Source organism: Enterococcus sp. UD-01, assembly GCF_044909655.1.
GTDB lineage: Bacteria > Bacillota > Bacilli > Lactobacillales > Enterococcaceae > Enterococcus_L.
This window is the reverse complement of record NZ_JBIYEU010000018.1, coordinates 30,710-49,220: the sequence shown is the minus strand read 5'-3', so window position 1 is coordinate 49,220 and position 18,511 is coordinate 30,710. Positions and strand designations below refer to the sequence as shown.

Sequence of the window (18,511 nt, the reverse complement as noted above, 5' to 3'; positions counted from 1 at the left end):
CATTTAGCGCCGGATGGCATGCCTCTGTAATCTTAGTTTTTTTATGCTCATTTTGAGCTATTTTCAGTAAGGACTTGCATGATTCCTGTTTCAAAAGAAGTAACGTTAAAATCAGGAAATGCCTTTTTGAATTTATCTGATATAAAAATATTATCCACTTCGTATCTAGGTAGTAACTCATCCAATTCGCGGATTTCTTTACTGAAAAGCTTCGCTATTTTAAATTGCCACAAATGAATGACTCTATATTTCAATGATTTGTTGAGTATTTTTTCAGAAATATGCATCATCTCTTGAAAGGTATGAGGATCGTCGCACGGCAAATGCCAACTCTGACCATAGGCATTTGGAGTATTTCCGATGAGGGCCATTGCGCAACTAGCATCGGGCGTCCATATCAACGTACGCAACGTAGCTTTATTGACGGGGATAGTAGCAGTAGTATTACTTTTAATTTTATTTAAAACTAAAGTGTTTGTAATACTTTGTGTTTTATTTGGGCCATAAAATTCTGGTGCACGACAAATAACTGCTTCTAAATGACCGTCTTCCATTTCGCTTACCACTAATTCTGCCATTTTAGAACGTATGACAGATTTTCTTCCTACAGGGAAGAATTTAGTGTTTTCATCCTGTGGTGTATTATCTTTAGGATACATATACGTGTTATCAAAAAACACAAGTTTACTCTTTGCTTCTTTACAAGCCTGAATGACATTATTTGTGATTTTCAAGAAATTGCTTTCCCAAAGATCTGAGTCCATCGGTAAACCAACAGTGAAATAAACAATCTCACTCGTTTCGATTGCTTTTATGGTTTGTTCGAAGTCCAGCAAATCCGCTGAAACCAGTTGATCTGATGGATTTACTTTTTTAGGGTTACGACTGACTAATCGAATGTCGGTTGTGTAATTGTTGTATAATTCTTTTGCCAATTCATAGCCTATTTGCCCATTGCTTCCTAAAATTGTTTGCATGTCTTTCGCTCCTCAAGATATAGTTTTGCAACCGCACGTACTGAGAAAGGATTTTGCCCAGTAATTATCTGACCGTCTTTTAACGCAAATTCTTTATAGAATCGTTTTTTTTGAAACAACGCATTTCTTGCTTCAGCCGCTGGTTGATTAAAGAAAGGGACAAATTTCACTTTCCCGGCTAATATTTCCTCAGTTTTTGTAAACCCAGTAATCCTTTTTCCAGAAATCAAAAAGTGCCCTTCACTATCTTTGATATTAAGTAAGCCAGCTATTCCATGGCAAACCGATAAAAGATACCCATTGTTTTCATAAATGATGCGAGCAATTTCTTGTAGCTCCTTATTATCGGGAAAATCCCACATTACACCGTGTCCTCCCGTAAAATAAATCGCATGATAATCGTTGGGATCTATATCCTTAGGTTTTTTGGTATTTACCAGACCTTCCTGCACAAACTTTTCTTCTGTATAAATCCTCATGATATCTTTATCTATGTATTTCATACTTCTAGGGTCAAGAGGAACGAAGCCGCCTAGAGGACTTACGAAATCAACTTCAATATGATGCTTATAGAGTTCATCAACAAATTCAGCACTTTCGCCTAGCCAAAGGCCTGTTGCATCGTTTGTACCAGCGTATTTTTGAATGTTCGTTTCAACTACTAATACTTTTTTCATCAATGATCCCTCTCATTCATAATACTCACGACATTCTTTAGAAAGTTTTGAAGCTTTTTGATTTCAGTTTGCTCATGATCGAGATAATAAAAATTTTTTGTTCCTTCTTGTCTCACATTCACAATTTTTGCGTCTTTTAGAATTTTTAAATGATGTGAGATCGCAGGTCTTGATAAGTTGGTTGCTACTAATAATGAAGTAACTTGTAGACCATCACAATTTTTCTCTTCAAGCAGACGAATGATAATAGCCTGTCTTTTTTTATCACCAAGTGCAATTAAAAAATCACTTAAATCGTAGAATTCTTGTTTTAGCATGGAATAATCAGTCAAATTAATCTCTCCTTTTATCGTTTAAAGGTTTAAACAATTGAACCATATATAGAGAATTATTGCAATGAAATAGACTTGCACTCTTAAGTATGATCTCTATTACTATTTTTTCTGAATATAAAAGCAAGTCTGTCAAATGTACTTAAGCTATTAATGAGCCTGTCAAATCTCTTGCTATCAAAAAAACGAGTGAAACACTCATCAGAAGAAATTCTGATAAACTGTCTCACTCGCTTTTTCTTATATATATTGCAAAACTTTTTCTTCTTGATACGCTTGATCAATTAAACCGCCGCCCAGACATTCCATGCCATTGTAAAAAACGACTGCTTGTCCTGGTGTAATGGCACGTACAGGCTCTGCAAAAATTACTTTCGCTGTTGTGCCGTCGCCAGTTAAAATAACCTTGACCGGTACATCTTGTTGACGATAGCGGAATTTTGCTGTACATTCAAATTCTTTCGGCATTTCTGTATCCACAGTAAAGTGGATTTCACTGGCATCTAAATGTGTTGCGTATAGTTGTTCATGATGGAAACCTTGCCCCACATACAACGTATTCGTTGCCAAATCTTTGCCTACGACAAACCAAGGTTCTTGAGAGCCTTTGCTGCCGCCGATGCCCAAGCCTTGACGTTGACCGATCGTGTAATACATTAATCCGTCATGTTGTCCTTTGATTTCGCCATCTAAAGTAACCATATTGCCTTTTTTAGCAGGTAAATAGTTGCTTAGAAATTCTTTGAAATTCTTTTCGCCGATAAAGCAAACACCAGTGGAATCCTTTTTCTTAGCGGTCGCCAGTCCGGCTCTTTCAGCAATTGCCCGTACTTCCGACTTTTCCATTCCGCCTAAAGGAAACATTGTTTTCGCTAATTGCGCTTGAGAAAGTTGGCTTAAAAAGTAAGTTTGATCTTTATTATTATCTACACCGCGCAGCATCCGCACAGTGCCATCCGCTTTTCGTTCAATTTGAGCATAGTGGCCGGTAGCTACATAATCGGCGCCTAGTTGCATTGCATAGTCCAAAAAAGCTTTAAATTTGATTTCTTTATTGCACATTACATCTGGATTAGGTGTCCGTCCTCTGCGATATTCCGCTAGAAAGTATTCAAACACACGATCCCAATATTCCTTTTCAAAGTTTACTGAATAATAAGGAATACCAATTTGATCGGCGACTTTTGCTACATCCTTGTAGTCCTCCGTTGCCGTACAAACACCATTTTCATCAGTGTCATCCCAGTTTTTCATAAAGATGCCAATAACATCGTAGCCTTGTTCCTTTAAAAGCAAAGCTGTCACTGAGGAATCCACACCACCGCTCATGCCTACAACCACACGAGTGTTGCTGTTTGTCATTTAATCACCATCATTTCAATTTAGATTCTGAAATCATCCACGATTTGAAGGTCGTAACTTTTCAGTGATACTTATTATACTAGGAATTTGTGAGAAGTAAAGGCTTTGGAAAGAACCCACTTGCTCTATTAAAGGCAAAAATAAAAAATCGACCTCCAGATAATTAGATTTTTGGTCTAACTTTTTTAGGTCGATTCAATGATGACTGCCTTTTTATAAAAGTTTATGCTTTTTCTAAAACGCCGCGGCTAATCATGCCGTCCATTAGAAAATAGAATTTTTCGCGGCTCATTTCATGATTATCGCCTTTGAAAATATTCATTGATTTTAAGCCATTTGCTGTCGTGATAGACATTTTTAGCGTTTTTAAATCGCCGGCAATCGTGATTTTTAATTTGAAGCCTTCTTTACTTTGCGGCGTTGCATCCAACGGTCGAATTAATTGGAAGTTACCTGAATTTGTTTCCGTAAAGCCGTTGTCTCTCAATGTATATTTTTTAGCGTTCTCGTGGACTTTGTAAAATACAGGAGAACCTTCTACAGAAGCTGTTTCTTTAAATGCCATCTTTCCACCTCTTTATCATTTTCTCTTTTATTATAGTTGTTACAGCAGCGTTTTGCCAGTGGGTTTGCGCTTTTTCTTTGCTTTATGCGCGAAGTTTATGAATGATGTCAATGAGTTGCTCGGCAAAGTACCGAATTTGTTCTTCATCATTGCCTAAACCAAAGCTGATACGAATCGATTCTTTGATTGCAGGATGGTCTTTTCCATACAACGCTTCTAACACATGGGAGGGATCGACCGTACCGGCTGTGCAAGCCGACCCAGTAGATACAGCGATTCCCCGCAAGTCTAAATGCATCAGTAAAAGATCACTAGGAACTCCTTCGAACTGTAGATTTAAAATATGCGCTAGCTTATTGTCAGGATTTCCGTTGATTCGATAAGCAATTTGGGCATCATTCAGCTTTTTAATAATCAGCTGTTCATAGCGCTGATAGTGTTCACGCCGCTGCTGCTTTTCACTATCTGTCAGTAAGGACACCGCTGTAGCCATCCCTGTAATTCCGGCTAGGTTCTCTGTTCCAGCCCGCCGTTTTTCTTCTTGTTCGCCACCATGTAAAAAAGCCGGCAAAGATACTGCGTCACTTTTATATAAGAAGCCGACACCCTTTGGACCATTAATTTTATGTGCCGATGTGCTAAGTAAATCAATGCCAAGTTCGTGCGGAAAAATCTGCTCACTGCCAAACGCCTGTACGGCGTCTGTATGGAAAACAGCAGGATGCTCTTTCAACAATGCCCCGATTTCTTTAATCGGCATTAAATTACCGATTTCATTGTTGCCATACATAATAGAAACTAAGGTTGTGTCTTCACGTAAAGCCTGCGCCACTACTTCAACTGCCAGCGTTCCCTTTTCATCCACAGGCAGATAAGTGACCTCAAATCCCAATGTTTCTAAATACTGCATGGTTTTCAGAACCGCCGGATGCTCAATCGCTGTGGTAATCAGATGCTTGCCCTGTGCTTGTTTAGCCAAGGCCGTTTCAATAATTGCTGTATTGTCGCCTTCCGTACCGCCGCTGTTGAAAATAATTTCATGTGGATTAACCTTTAAACTAGCCGCAATAAGCTGACGAACATTTTCTAAATTCCGATGTGCCTTACGTCCAAAAGTATGAATACTGGAGGGATTTCCAAAGGTTTGGGCCATTTCATCCGTCATTGCTTCAATGACTTTAGGATGAAGCGGGGTAGTCGCTGCATGATCTAAATAAATAGCGTTCATAGCGCTCGTCCTTTCTTAATCATGTCAATTGTTCCTATTTTAACATAACTATTCAGCTTCCTCAAAAAATGCTTTCTAGGTCATTCGAGTAGCTGCTTTTCTTTGCGATACGTATAAAAATTACCATAAGTAAACACGGCAATCCCCAGCCAGATAAAAGCAAAAGCGATAAACTGTTCTGCTGAATACGGTTCGTGATATAAAAATAGAGCCGATAGCAGCATCAATGTCGGCCCTACATATTGAATAAAGCCTAAAATAATGTAAGAAATGCGCTTTGCCGCTTCTGCAAATAACAACAACGGAATCGCCGTGACAATTCCCGCGCCGACAACCAATAGATTCGTCGTTAGACCATATGTCATAAAACCTTGCTGAGAGAAAAAGAGTAAATACACAAGGGCGATCGGTAAGATCACAAAAGTTTCAATGGTCAGCCCTGTATACGAGCTGACAGCTACGCCTTTTTTAATCAGGCCGTAAAAACTAAAGGTCACTGCCATAATGATCGAAGCCAACGGGATTTCTCCAGTTTGAATCGTCAATAAAATAACGCCTGCTAACGCCAACAAACAAGCGATTAAGCCGGAACGACTGAGCTTTTCCTTTAAAATCAACGTTGCCAATAATACGTTTACTAACGGATTCATATAATAACCTAAGCTTGCCTGCGTAACATGACCTTGACTTACAGTATAAATGAAGGTAAACCAGTTGACCGAAATCAACAGCGCTGCACAAATAATGGCACTCAGCTTCTTTTTATCTCGCAGAACTGCTTTAGTTTCAGCTGAAAATAATGACCATTTTCCTGTTGCCAAAATATAAATCAGCATAAATAAAAATGACCAGAGAATTCGATAACATAAAATATCCAAAGGCGCGACTGACGGCATTAACTTCCAGTAAATAGGAATAATGCCCCAAAAAACATACGCAATAAATCCGAACGCAATTCCCTTTTTATCTTTCACACATTCAACCTCTTTCTTGATAATAGGATAAAAAGAAGTCCAGTTTATAAATACAGCTGAACTTCTTTTTTTTCTAACTTATTATTTTTCCTCTAAACGAAACAACGGACTCATTGGTGTATTTTCATGAATTCGTTTGACTGCCTCGCCCATCAGCTCTGCACAAGAAACCACGCTTAAGGTTTCCGGACGACATTCTTCCGGGATAAAGACAGAATCTGTTACACAAATATCTTTGATTGGAGAAGCTTCCAGCATTTGTTTAGCTCCTTTTGATAAAATACCGTGTGAAGCACACGCATAAATATCCCCAGCACCATTTTCTCTTAAAATTTCGGCGGCTGTTGCCATGGTTTCTCCAGTATTCAAAATATCATCTACCAAAATACAGGTCTTGCCTTTCACTTCACCGATAACATAACCGGAACGATTCCCTTCTATCTCCTCCTGATCGACAATCGCCAACGTCGCATCTAAATATTCCGACAAGCTTCTCGCACGTTGTACCCCGCTGTTTTTCGGTGAAACAACAACGATTTCCTCGCCCGTCAATTGCTTTTGCCGATAATTGTGGGCAAATAATGGCATCGTAAATAAATTATCCACAGGAATATCGAAGAAGCCCTGTACTTGAACAGTATGTAAATCCAGCGTTAAAACCCGTGTGGCACCCGCTTCTTCCAGTAAATTCGCTACTAGCTTTGCGGTAATCGGTTCTCTTGGCTTCGCTGTCCGATCCTGTCTGGCATAGCCATAATAAGGGAGCACAACATTAATCGTTTTGGCACTTGCTCGTTTTAAGGCATCGATCATAATCAACAGCTCCATCAAATGATCGTTCACCGGTAAATTAGTTGACTGAATAAGAAAAACATGGTCCCCACGAATACTCTCTTCAATGTTAATTTGAATCTCTCCATCACTAAACTGGCGCACCGTACTTTTTCCTAATTCAGTTCCGACAACTTCAGCAATTTTTTCAGCTAAAGGCCGATTAGCGTTTAAACTAAAGATTCGTAATGTTTTATCCTCGTATTTTTGGGTCATGATTTCCTCCGTGATCTTAGTTATTTTACTTTCACTCTTCAAAACGTCCTGTTTTATTTTACCATTGATTGGCTAAAAAATCATTGATCTTTTGTTTCGTTGTGATGAGAACTTGCGTTTTTTATGAATTTTTCCTGAAATAAAAGTAAACTTACAAAATTGTTCGTTAAATCCTATGAGAACAACTTGTTTTTCATTCCGGTGCAGCTAAAATGAAAATTATCGGGAGGTAGCATTATGCATCATAAACAAACACGTGTAAGCAAATTCAAACCAATTTTAGTTATTTTTATTTTGTTACTGCTAGTAGCGGCCGAAATTTATTTTCTATTTTTTCAAAAAGATCCATCCTCCACAAACTCTCCATCTGACGAAACAGCAAGCTCTGTCGCCAAAATACCAAAAGACGTGTCACAGGCAACGAATTTCAACCAAGAAATCCAACCGGACTCAGAGCTGGCTAAAACAATCGAAAAGAAAATAACCGATACTCACTTCGTCGGTACCGCCTTAATTATTCAGAAAGGACAGATTCTCCTGCAGAAAGGCTATGGTTATGCAGACGTTGCCAATAATCGTCCCAATACCTACCAGTCTATTTATCAAATTGGTTCCGTCCAGAAAGCCATGACTGCAGTTTTGATCTTGCAGCAGGTACAGGCCGGCCATTTATCGCTGGATGAAACCTTGGATCACTTCTATCCGAACATTCCTGATAGTCAAAAAATCACTATTCGTCAGTTGTTAGCGATGAGCTCAGGTTTGTATCAAGAAGGTAAGCCAACAATAGCTATGACTGAAGAAGAGTTCCTTCTTTTTTCAATTACTCATGCAAACATGGGCACCTATGGAAAATATAAATATGAAGCAGTCAATTACAGAATTTTAGCAGGAATCTTAGAAAAGTTGACGAACATTACTTATAGAGAGCTTTTCACTCAAACTTTTATTCATCACCTGCAATTATCTCGAACGTGCTTTTATGATGATTTTTTAACATCACTTAACCGAACCTATGCTTATAAAGACGCTGAAGAACAGATCTCAGCGCCGCTAATAGAAGACAATCCCTTGTTATTCGGTCAGGAAATCGGTACCGGCAACGTGGGAATGACTGTCAGCGACTTATACCACTTTTATGCTGATCTGTTGGGTGGAAAACTACTGGATCCTTCAATAACGAAGGATGCTTGGTCTGAAAAGACTTATGGAAAATATATGGGCGGTTTATATAATTTCTCCAATTATATCAAAGGACATGGCGTAGAAGATGGCTTTGAAGCAAATGTCATGCTTACTAAGGATTGCCAAACTGGTGTCATTCTCTTATCTAATCAATACCAGAAAAGCCATACTCATCTAGAGTTAACGGCAACAATTTTTGAAACAATTGCTCATTTAAAATAAAAACACTTCAACAAGGTTGAATCAAATGTCGCTTAGGCTCGAGCAATTGGAGGAAAAGAGGCGAATGCGCTTTTTGCATTAGCAGCTTTTTTGAAATTGCCGAAAAGCCTGACTTTTGATCACCGTTTATTCAAGGTTGAATCAAATGTCGCTTAGGCTCGAGCAATTGGAGAAAAAGAGGCGAATGCACTTTTCGCATTGGCAGCTTTTTTGAAATTGCCGAAGAGCCTGACTTTTGATCACCGTTTATTCAAGGTTGAATCAAATGTCGCTTAGGCTCGAGTAATTGGAGGAAAAGATGACAAATGCGCTTTTTGCATTGGCAGCTTTTTTGAAATTGCCGAAGAGCCTGACTTTTGATCACCGTTTATTCATACGTAGAGGACGGACAAAACCAAAAATGGTTTTGTCCGTCCTCTTTTTCGTTTCTCATCAGTTCATTCCCAAATAGATATTTTTTAGGCTAACCTAACTTTCTTCTTGCTTTCAATTCAACTATACCATATACTATTTTTAAGGTTAACCTAAAAAAGGAGGAGATATTTTGTCTTTAAACACAATCACTGTTCAACATTTAACCGTGAGCTATCAAGGTCAAAAAGCCCTACTTGATATCTCGCTGCCTATAGCTGCCGGGAAAATTACAGGCATTATCGGTCCTAACGGCGCAGGAAAATCGACGTTTTTAAAGGGATTGCTAGGATTAATTAAAACTGAGTCGCGAAACGTTCAAATCGCCGGCGATTCGATTGATCTGCACAAACAGCGCATTGCCTATGTTGAACAGCGCAGCGCACTGGATTTATCTTTCCCGATCAATGTTTTGGAAGTAGTACTTTTAGGTACTTACCCATCATTAGGCGTACTGCGGCGACCTAAGAAAAAAGAAAAAGAGCAAGCATTGGCCGCTCTGAAAACTGTCCAGTTGGAAAAATTTGCCAAACGTCAAATTGGTGAATTATCTGGCGGGCAATTACAGCGTGTGTTTATCGCTCGTGTTTTAGCTCAAAAAGCCGATATCATTATATTGGATGAACCATTTGTAGGTATTGATATGACGAGTGAAAAAGTCATTATGGACATTCTTAAGGAATTAAAGAAGGCGGGGAAAACCATTCTTATCGTTCATCATGATTTGCATAAGGTAGCTCATTATTTTGATGAGATTATCCTTTTGAAAAAGAAACTGATTGCTTGTGGCCCTGTCAGTACGACCTTTACCAATCGAAATATTCAAGCAGCTTACGGCGAAACTATGGGTGATATTGTGATTAAAGGAGTGGCAGATGCATGATTGCTAATTTTATTGACGGTTTAGTGCGTTATCAATTTTTACAAAATGCTTTGATGACGTCCATCATTGTGGGACTTGTATCCGGAATCATCGGTTCCTTCATTGTCCTTCGGGGAATGTCGTTGATGGGAGATGCCATTTCTCATGCGGTATTGCCCGGCGTGGCGGCTTCTTATATGCTGGGTGCTAATTATATTTTCGGTGCCACGATTTTCGGCGTAATTGCCGCTTTATTAATCGGATTTATCACGCAAAAAAGTCAGTTAAAAAATGATACTGCTATCGGCGTGGTTTTTAGCTCTTTCTTTGCTTTAGGTATTATCATGATTTCGTTTGCTAAAAGCTCGACGGATCTTTACCATATCCTTTTTGGAAATGTTTTGGCGGTTCGTGATTCTGATATTATCATCACGATACTGGTTGGTGCTGTTGTTTTACTTTTTGTAGGTCTGTTTTACAAGGAGCTGCAAATCACTTCCTTTGATCCAACAATGGCTAAAGCTTATGGCTTAAACGTTCAATTTTTCCACTATGCATTAATGTTTTTATTAACGCTAGTGGCGGTTTCTTCTTTACAAACGGTAGGAACCATCTTAGTGATTGCCATGCTGATTACACCGGCGGCAACGGCCTACCAGCTGACCAATCATTTACCGACAATGATCGGACTGGCTTCACTTTTTGGTATGTTAAGCTCGATTATCGGCTTATTTTTCAGCTATTCCTATAACTTGGCTTCCGGAGCTACGATCGTTTTAACGGCCGCTGCCTTTTTCATTTTAGCGTTTCTATTTTCACCTAAGAAAGGACTTTTCTTCATAAACAAACAACGATAGGAGGATATAAATTAATGAAAAAAACGTTTGCTTTACTTATTAGTTTCATGGCTGTCTTTCTTTTAGTAGGATGTCAGAGTAAATCTGCCACTTCCTCTGAAAAGAAACAGCTGGATGTTGTAGTAACTAATTCAATTTTAGGCGATATGGCTAAAAATGTCGGAAAAGAGCGAATTAATTTACACAGCATTGTTCCCGTTGGCACTGACCCTCATGAATACGAACCGTTGCCCGAAGATATCGCGAAAGCTTCAGAAGCAGATGTTCTCTTTTTTAACGGCTTAAATTTAGAAACAGGCGGTAATGGCTGGTTCAGCAAATTAATGGAAACAGCTGACAAAAAAGAGGATGAAGATTATTTTTCAGTAAGCAAAAAGGTGAACCCAATGTATTTAACCAGCGCCGGCAAGGAAAAGGAGCAAGATCCGCACGCGTGGCTGGACATTCAAAACGGCATTCTTTATGTGGAAGCGATTCGTGATGTTTTAAGCGAAAAAGATCCGCAAAACAAAGCAACATACGAAAAAAACGCCGCAGAATATATTGAAAAGCTTTCTACTTTAGACAAAGAAGCCAAGGAAAAATTTGCCGATATTCCTGAACAGCAAAAGCTTTTGGTAACTAGTGAAGGTGCTTTTAAATATTTCTCAAAAGCGTATGGTCTAACAGCGGCTTATATTTGGGAAATTAATACGGAGAGTCAGGGTACACCGGATCAAATGAAACAAATCATTGATAACATCCAACAAACCAAAGTACCGGTACTGTTTGTGGAAACCAGCGTGGATAAACGCAGTATGGAGCGAGTTGCTAAGGAAACCGGACTGCCCATTTACAGTACAATCTTTACCGATTCGATCGCTAAAAAAGGGGAAGACGGTGATAGCTACTACTCCATGATGAAATGGAATTTAGACAAAATCCATGAAGGACTGACACAATCAGCAGCAACAAAAAAATAACCAGCAATCAAAATAAACACTCGTGCAGACAATTGTCCTCGTGAGTGTTTATTTCGTTTCCGTTAGATAATACTTAAGGCATCAGCTCTTCAATATTAATAATCCGATCCACAATATCCATATAAAATTCTTCCTCATGAGAAACAATGACAATCGTTCCCGGATAAGCTTGAATCGCTTGGCGCAGACTTTCTTTGGCAGCTGCATCAATATGATTCGTCGGCTCATCCAAGAAAATTAAGTTGCTTTGAGGAATTGTTAAGGTACATAATTTTACTTTGGTTTGCTCACCGCCGCTCAACAAACGGATGGACTGGTTCACTAATTTATCCGGCAAGCCGCATTTGGCTAAATAGGTCCGTAGCTCTTTCACGGTTTTCTTAGGAAAACAATCACTTAAATAGCTCAATGGCGTCAAATAATCATTTTCCCATGTTAAATCCTGTGAAAAGTAGGCGATTTTCGTATTAGCCGGATAATGAAATTCACCGCTGATTGCCGGAATTTTTTCTATTAAGGTTTTGATTAAGGTTGATTTCCCGATCCCATTAAAGCCCTTAATCGCCACCTTTTCCCCGGTATGAATCGACAAATTCAGTGGTGCTAATAATGGCTGGTCGTAACCTATGACCAGCTGTTCTGTCATTAAAGCCAAGCTGGCCACTAGTGGTTGGTAAGGAAAAGTCAGCTGTGGCTTTAGTAAACTGCCAGGCGGCGTTAAACGTTCCATTCGATCCAGCTGTTTTTGTCGGCTTTTGGCCATTGTTGCCCGGTTGCCGGCTTTGTATTTACGAATATACGCCTCTGTTTTTTCAATTTTAGCCTGCTGGGCATGATATTGTTTTAAATAGGCCTCTTTGTTCAATTCCTTTTGGGCAAAGGACTTTTCAACATTGCCTGTATATTTCGTAAACTTGCCAAACTCAATATCACAGATGCAATTTGTAACGGCATTTAAAAAATGATAATCATGAGAAACTAAAATAAACGTTCCTTTAAAGCTGTTCAAGTACTGAATCAGCCATTGAATATGCGTATCATCTAAATAATTTGTTGGTTCATCCAATAATAAAACATCCGGTTCTTCTAAAAGCAACTTCGCCAAAATTACCTTGGAGCGTTGTCCGCCACTTAATTCCTTAAGCGGACGATTTAGACCTAGTGCTGTCAGCCCCAACCCATTTGCTAACTCATTAATGATCGGTTCGATTTGATAAAAGTCACTTTCATCCAACTGTGTTTGAAAAGTGCCGGCACGTTCTAATAGCTTTGCTTCGCCTGTTTGACCATATTCTTCATACAGCTCGCTGATTTTTTGCTCTAATTGATACAAATTCTGATAGGCCTGATGTAAGAATGCTGCAATCGTAAAATTGCCGACAATTTCTACATACTGATCCAAATAGCCAATTTTAAGATTATTTTGCCAAGTAATCGTTCCGTCATCCGCCAAGATTTCTCCTGTTAAAATTTTTATCAGTGTCGACTTCCCTACACCGTTTTGTCCGGTTACACCTAAATGATCGCCTTTGTTTACGCGAAGGGCTGCATCTTCATAAAGAATTTTTTCACCAAAGCGCTGGGTTAAATGTTCAATCGTTAATAAACTCATGTTTCTGCCTCTTTTCAATAAATAGTTGTAAATTGTCTTAAGTATGCGTTTTTCAGCCTTAAAATAGCTGCAGGCAACGCGTTCATGCGAAAAAATGTAAAAAAACAAGGCAGCAGATAGTCAACACTATCGTCTCCCTTGTCTCACAACAAAGGACAACGCATGAAACACGTTGTCCTGTCGTCTGTATTAAGAAAAATCCAACATCACTTAACGCCAACACGAAATAAGACTAGCAATAGTAGCCTAAAAAAATCGGTTGTTCATTAAATGATGAAGATTTTTTTATTAGGCTCCGCAACAATGCTTCATCACATTCAATTGTTGGGAGCTGATTCGTTGGACAAATTTATCTGAAAGAACAAACATTCTTAATCACCTTTCTTTACACAAGGTATTTTAACATATTTCTACTGAAAAGCAAGTTCGCTAGTTTAGGCTACTTGCTTTTCAGTCTTTCCAGCTTGTTCCAATAAATTCATTTAATTGTTTTGCTCTAAATAAGTTAATGCATATTGTACATGAAACTCAGTGGCTAGGGCTAAGCCTGCTTCATCGATATCAAATTTTTCATGATGATGACCATATTGCGTATCGAGATTTTCCAAATTGCGTGTTCCTACCCGACCATAAACACCCGGCGCTTTTAATAAGAAATCAGCAAAATCATCGGCACCCAGACTTTTTGGATTATCCGTTACTACATTTTCAAGACCAACAATATCAGCTGCTACTTTTTGCGCTAAATCGGTGGCAGTGTCATCATTGATTAAGGGTCCGGCTGCATCATGGATTTCAAAAGAAGCAATTTCCGTCCGATGCGCTGCAGCAACCTGCTTTGCAATTTCTTCCACTCGTTGTAAGACAAACGCTCTCGTTTCATGACTAAACGCTCGAACCGTTCCTTCAATTCTAGCTTGATTAGCCACAATGTTATATCTCGTTCCTGCATCCAGCACGCCGATTCCGACAACCACCGGATCAAGCGGACTAACTTCTCTAGCAGCAATTTTTTGTAGCTCTACAACGATGCTGGCACCAGCTAATACCGCATCTCGTCCCACATGTGGCTGAGCGACATGACTGCTTAACCCAGCTACTTCAATCTTGAAAATATCACAGGAAGCGTTCGTTGCTCCTTTTGTCGCTACCAGCTTGCCAACCGGGATACTCGAATCTAAGTGAATACCAAAAACTTGGTCTACCTCATCAACAAAACCGCCCTCAACAAACTGACAAGCGCCGGCACCAATTTCTTCTGCTGGCTGAAATGCTAATTGAATGGTTCCGTTGAAATCCTCCGTGTGATTTTTCAGGATTTTGGCGGCGCCTAATAAAGCTGCCGCATGACCGTCATGTCCACAGGCATGATTTAAGCCCGGATTTTTAGATTGATACTCTTTTCCCGTAGCATCTTCAAGCTCTAGCGCATCAATATCCGCTCTTAAAATAATTGTTTTTCCAGTACCTGCTCCTTCAATGGTTGCAAGTACACCTGTTTCTCCAACCGGCTCATAAGGTATTTCAAGCTTGTCTAATTCTTCCTTGATTTTTTTGATCGTTTCGAATTCTTTTAAACTAGCTTCCGGGTATTGATGAAAATGACGTCTTAACGCAATCACCTCGGCGGCATTTTGCTGAATTTCTTCTTTGATTGATACCTTTGTATTTGTAGTCATTTGACATTCCTCCTATTATTTACGGCCGAAAGTTTCCCACGCTGGAATACTTGATCCTTTTGACGTTTCTTCAATCACTTTTTTCGTTGCTTCCTGTTGGTACGTATCTACGACTTTGTTGTAGGTTTTATTGTCCTTGTCTTCTTTACGCGCCACGATGATATTCACATAAGGCCTCGATGTTTCATCAACCGGCTCCAAGAAAATAGCATCCTCAGTCGGTACAAAGCCTGCATCTACAGCCATTCCGCTATTAATCACAGAAGCATCAATATCTTGCAAAGCTCTGGCAGTTTGCGAAGCATCCAGTTCAGTGATTTTCAGCTCTTGCTTATTTTCTGTAATATCATTGACAGTCGGCGTTTGTTTTTTAGCCGGATCGACTTTAATTAAGCCTGCACTTTGTAGTAATAGCAATGCGCGCCCGCCATTCGTTGCATCATTTGGAATCGCAATTTCCGCCCCTTTTTTCAATTCCTTGACATCTTTAATTTTTGAAGAATAAATACCAAGCGGCGCACTCACGGTATTTCCGATAGAGACTAAATCTGTTTTATGCTCTTGATTATAATTATCCAAGAAAATTTGATGCTGAAAGGAGTTTAAATCGATTTCTTTTTCGGCCAACGCTGCATTTGGTTGTGTATAATCAGAAAATTCGATAATTTGCAGATCGATTCCTTCTTTTTTCAGGCGCTCCTTCACTGATTCAAAGACTTCATTGTTGGCGCCGACTACTCCTAATTTGACGACCTCATCCTTTGCTTTTTTGGCATTTCCTGTAGAACAGCCTGCTAAAATAAAACCAATCACTGCGACTAAACCTAAAACTTTCACTACTTTTTTCATAAATACGTTCCTCTTTTCCATTTTCTTTTCAACTGATTAATGAGATGTTTTTTTAATTAAGGTATTACTGATGAACTGACTGGCAAAAACCAGCACTAAAATGATTAACGTTGCTACCAGCGTAACATCCGTTTGAAAGCGATTATAGCCTCTCGTAATAGCTAAGTTGCCTAACCCGCCGGCGCCAATTGCTCCAGCCATAGCAGTTAATCCGATTAAATTAATAATCGTAACAGCGGAAACACGAATGATACTCGGTAGTCCTTCCACTAAATACACTCTAAAAATAATACCTAATGAACTAGTACCCATTGATTCAGCAGCTTCTACCACGCCCGGATCCACTTCTAGCAGCGCATTTTCAATTTGTCTTGCAAAAAAGGGTATTACGCCAATCACCAGCGGCACTAACGCAGCCGTTGTTCCAATCGTTGTTCCTGTTAAAAAACGAGTGAGCGGCTGAATTAACGCCAGCATGATGATAAACGGAATCGAACGGCAGACATTAATAATTTTTTCTAAAACATTGTAAACGACATTATTTTTCAAAATCCCGCTCGGTCCGGTGGCGACTAAAATGACTCCCAGCAATGTGCCTAAAATACCGGCTATAATTGCTGTCCAAAAAACCATATATAAGGTTTCGATGGTACTATCAATAAATTCCTGCTTTAACTGAATGACATTCGGAAAATAGGTTTCAAAAAAATTCGACATTGGCTGCACTCCTTTAAATGACATGTAATGGAACAACATTTTCCTGCTGTTCATGTGTTTTTAAAATTTTGACCTGAACCTTTTGCTTTTGTAAAAACTCCAGTGCTTTCGTCCGCTGTGACTCTTCCCCTGCAAGAATCACAATTAAATTTCCGATCGGCACCTGCTGTAAAATTTCAACATTTCCATATAAAATGTTTGTCACTACCTGATATTTGCTGTAAAGCTGAGCAATCAGTGGTTCGCTGGTTTGCTCCCCTACATAAGAAAATTCAACCAACACTTCATTTCCACCTAAGCGAGTCAAGGTCGGATGCTGCACAAGTGTTTCCAACGCTTGATCAATATGGGTTGCCGTACGGATAAAGTCCTTCGTCAAGGCTTCTTTCGGCTGACTAAATATAGAAACAATATCATTTTGTTCAATCACCCGGCCGTCTTCCATCACTGCTACCTTATTACAAATTTCTTTGACTACCTGCATTTCATGGGTGATTAACACAATTGTTAAGCCAAGCTCTTTGTTTAGTTTTTTCAACAGGTCTAAAATTTGAATTGTCGTTTTGGGATCCAAGGCACTTGTTGCTTCATCACATAATAAGATTTCCGGATCGTTCGCCAACGCTCTGGCGATAGCTACCCGCTGCTTTTGACCACCGGAAAGTTGACTAGGATAAGCTTCTTTTTTATCTGACAAGCCAACTAATTCCAACAACCTTTCAATCTTTATTCGTCGCTCCTCTTTACTTAACCCGGAGTATTTTAATGAAAAATCAATATTACTGAAAATCGTCCGCTCCTTCATTAGATTAAAATGCTGGAAAATCATCCCGATATTTTTTCGTTGACTACGCAGCTCTTTCGCTGAAAACTGCAGCAAATTTTTCCCTTGAATAATCACTTCGCCCCGCGTCGGTCGCTGCAGTAAATTAATCACTCGAACCAGCGTACTCTTACCGGCTCCTGAGTAACCGACAATACCGAAGACATCCCCTTTTTCAACCTTAATGCTTACATCCTTTACTGCGGCAATTTGTTTTTTCTTTTGCTGAAAGACGACATCAATATTTTTTAATTCGATCATCTCTATTCCTCCTGTAATTCTTTCGGTATAAACCAGTAATTATCTTGATTATGTTTACTCATATATTCTTTAAAGGCAGGCGAGCGATAGGCCTTCACAACAGCTTCAGCCCAGTCGCTGCTTTTATTTTTTTCGTCCACTACCGCAATCAGCTCATACTCTTTTAAGACATCCTCCGACAGTAAGCTGTCTTTTGGATTTAGCTCTGCGCTATAAACGATACTTCCCGGAATAACTGCAAAGTCTAAATCAGACAAGCTTCGCGGTATTTGTGCCGATTTCATTTGAATCAGCTCTAACTTTTTGGGATTTTCAACGATATCCGCAGCCGAAGCTTTGACCGGATCTATGTCAGCCTTTAATTTAATCCAGCCGGCCTTTTGTAATAAGTTAAACGCCCTTGCTGTATTGGACGCATCATCCGGAATGCCGATTTTATCCCCCGTTTTCACATCCGTCAGCTTTTGCTTTCTTCCCGGAAACAGCCCCGCTGGTACAGTCGGCACTGGGGTAAGTCCAATTAGTTTCGCTTGTTTATTTTCGTTAAAGTTATTGAGATATGCAGTATGCTGATCGACGTTTAAGTCAATGGCTCCTTCGGTTAAAGCTACATCTGCTTGCAGCAGCTCTGAAAATTCCGTTTCTTTTATCTGATAACCTTCTTTTTCTAAAATCGGCTTGACTGCGTCTAAAAACAATTCACTGTACGGACCCGGCGAGGTGCCTACACGAATTACTTTCGCTTCCTTCGTTGACTCTTGCCCACTGCTGTCCTGCTTACCGCATGCAGTGATAAGGAAAATACTTGTTAACACCAACAATCCCTTCAACACTTTTTTCTTCATCTAACTTCCTTCCCTCCATTTCCCTGTTTTAAAAAATAAAAAACGTCCTCAAATGCTGGTTGCA

Annotated in this window: 18 protein-coding genes; 4 read left to right on the top strand and 14 right to left on the bottom strand. The window is 39.4% G+C overall.

Going from position 1 to position 18,511, the window contains the following annotated elements; genetic code table 11:
* Positions 1-47: 47 nt before the first annotated feature.
* The 8 genes from ABH902_RS13355 to ABH902_RS13320 all read right to left on the bottom strand — a co-directional run bounded on the left by ABH902_RS13355 (position 48) and on the right by ABH902_RS13320 (position 7,162).
* The gene (locus ABH902_RS13355) at positions 48-977 is read right to left on the bottom strand and encodes an NAD-dependent epimerase/dehydratase family protein (protein WP_404591500.1); all 930 of its coding nucleotides are present in this window, start codon (positions 975-977) and stop codon (positions 48-50) included.
* Complete coding sequence (locus tag ABH902_RS13350; protein WP_404591498.1) at positions 962-1,654, bottom strand: type 1 glutamine amidotransferase domain-containing protein; 693 nt, start codon at positions 1,652-1,654, stop codon at positions 962-964. The genes ABH902_RS13355 and ABH902_RS13350 overlap by 16 nt, the downstream gene beginning before the upstream one ends.
* On the bottom strand, positions 1,654-1,986 hold the full coding sequence (locus ABH902_RS13345) for an ArsR/SmtB family transcription factor (RefSeq protein ID WP_404591497.1): 333 nt from the start codon (positions 1,984-1,986) through the stop codon (positions 1,654-1,656). Before ABH902_RS13345 ends, ABH902_RS13350 begins: the two co-directional genes overlap by 1 nt.
* 240 nt (positions 1,987-2,226) lie before the next feature.
* Positions 2,227-3,348 carry a tRNA 2-thiouridine(34) synthase MnmA gene (gene mnmA, locus ABH902_RS13340; RefSeq protein WP_404591495.1) on the bottom strand — a complete coding sequence of 374 codons (1,122 nt, stop codon included), beginning with the start codon at positions 3,346-3,348 and terminating at the stop codon, positions 2,227-2,229.
* A 223-nt stretch (positions 3,349-3,571) separates the two neighbouring features.
* On the bottom strand, positions 3,572-3,913 hold the full coding sequence (locus ABH902_RS13335; protein ID WP_404591493.1) for a DUF1831 domain-containing protein: 342 nt from the start codon (positions 3,911-3,913) through the stop codon (positions 3,572-3,574).
* A gap of 82 nt (positions 3,914-3,995) precedes the next feature.
* Complete coding sequence (locus ABH902_RS13330) at positions 3,996-5,141, bottom strand: cysteine desulfurase family protein (protein WP_404591491.1); 1,146 nt, start codon at positions 5,139-5,141, stop codon at positions 3,996-3,998.
* Between the two features lie 80 nt (positions 5,142-5,221).
* A complete protein-coding gene (gene rarD / locus ABH902_RS13325) occupies positions 5,222-6,115 on the bottom strand; it encodes an EamA family transporter RarD (protein ID WP_404591489.1) in 894 nt (297 codons plus the stop codon).
* 81 nt (positions 6,116-6,196) lie between these two features.
* On the bottom strand, positions 6,197-7,162 hold the full coding sequence (locus ABH902_RS13320) for a ribose-phosphate diphosphokinase (protein WP_404591487.1): 966 nt from the start codon (positions 7,160-7,162) through the stop codon (positions 6,197-6,199).
* A 237-nt stretch (positions 7,163-7,399) separates the two neighbouring features.
* On the opposite strand from ABH902_RS13320, the gene ABH902_RS13315 reads away from it, so the two are divergent.
* The 4 genes from ABH902_RS13315 (at position 7,400) to ABH902_RS13300 (ending at position 11,661) form a co-directional block, all read left to right on the top strand.
* Entirely contained in the window at positions 7,400-8,569 is a 1,170-nt protein-coding gene (locus tag ABH902_RS13315) for a serine hydrolase domain-containing protein (RefSeq protein ID WP_404591486.1), read from the top strand.
* Between the two features lie 544 nt (positions 8,570-9,113).
* Entirely contained in the window at positions 9,114-9,863 is a 750-nt protein-coding gene (locus ABH902_RS13310) for a metal ABC transporter ATP-binding protein (protein WP_404591484.1), read from the top strand.
* The gene (locus tag ABH902_RS13305; protein WP_404591482.1) at positions 9,860-10,699 is read left to right on the top strand and encodes a metal ABC transporter permease; all 840 of its coding nucleotides are present in this window, start codon (positions 9,860-9,862) and stop codon (positions 10,697-10,699) included. The genes ABH902_RS13310 and ABH902_RS13305 overlap by 4 nt, the downstream gene beginning before the upstream one ends.
* A 14-nt stretch (positions 10,700-10,713) precedes the next feature.
* A complete protein-coding gene (locus tag ABH902_RS13300; protein ID WP_404591480.1) occupies positions 10,714-11,661 on the top strand; it encodes a metal ABC transporter substrate-binding protein in 948 nt (315 codons plus the stop codon).
* A gap of 73 nt (positions 11,662-11,734) precedes the next feature.
* Here ABH902_RS13300 and ABH902_RS13295 read toward each other — a convergent pair whose 3' ends face one another.
* From ABH902_RS13295 to ABH902_RS13270, 6 genes are all read right to left on the bottom strand, one after another.
* Positions 11,735-13,273, bottom strand: a complete 1,539-nt coding sequence (locus tag ABH902_RS13295) for an ABC-F family ATP-binding cassette domain-containing protein (protein WP_404591478.1) — start codon at positions 13,271-13,273, stop codon at positions 11,735-11,737.
* Positions 13,274-13,755: 482 nt separating this feature from the next.
* Positions 13,756-14,952 (bottom strand): amidohydrolase, encoded by a 1,197-nt coding sequence (locus ABH902_RS13290; protein ID WP_404591476.1) that lies wholly within the window; start codon positions 14,950-14,952, stop codon positions 13,756-13,758.
* A gap of 15 nt (positions 14,953-14,967) precedes the next feature.
* Positions 14,968-15,801: a MetQ/NlpA family ABC transporter substrate-binding protein gene (locus ABH902_RS13285; RefSeq protein WP_404591474.1), complete on the bottom strand. Its 834-nt coding sequence runs from the start codon at positions 15,799-15,801 to the stop codon at positions 14,968-14,970.
* Between the two features lie 36 nt (positions 15,802-15,837).
* On the bottom strand, positions 15,838-16,518 hold the full coding sequence (locus ABH902_RS13280; RefSeq protein ID WP_404591472.1) for a methionine ABC transporter permease: 681 nt from the start codon (positions 16,516-16,518) through the stop codon (positions 15,838-15,840).
* A gap of 13 nt (positions 16,519-16,531) precedes the next feature.
* Positions 16,532-17,602 (bottom strand): methionine ABC transporter ATP-binding protein, encoded by a 1,071-nt coding sequence (locus tag ABH902_RS13275; RefSeq protein ID WP_404591470.1) that lies wholly within the window; start codon positions 17,600-17,602, stop codon positions 16,532-16,534.
* Positions 17,603-17,604: 2 nt separating this feature from the next.
* A complete protein-coding gene (locus ABH902_RS13270; protein ID WP_404591468.1) occupies positions 17,605-18,447 on the bottom strand; it encodes a MetQ/NlpA family ABC transporter substrate-binding protein in 843 nt (280 codons plus the stop codon).
* Positions 18,448-18,511 lie beyond the last annotated feature (64 nt).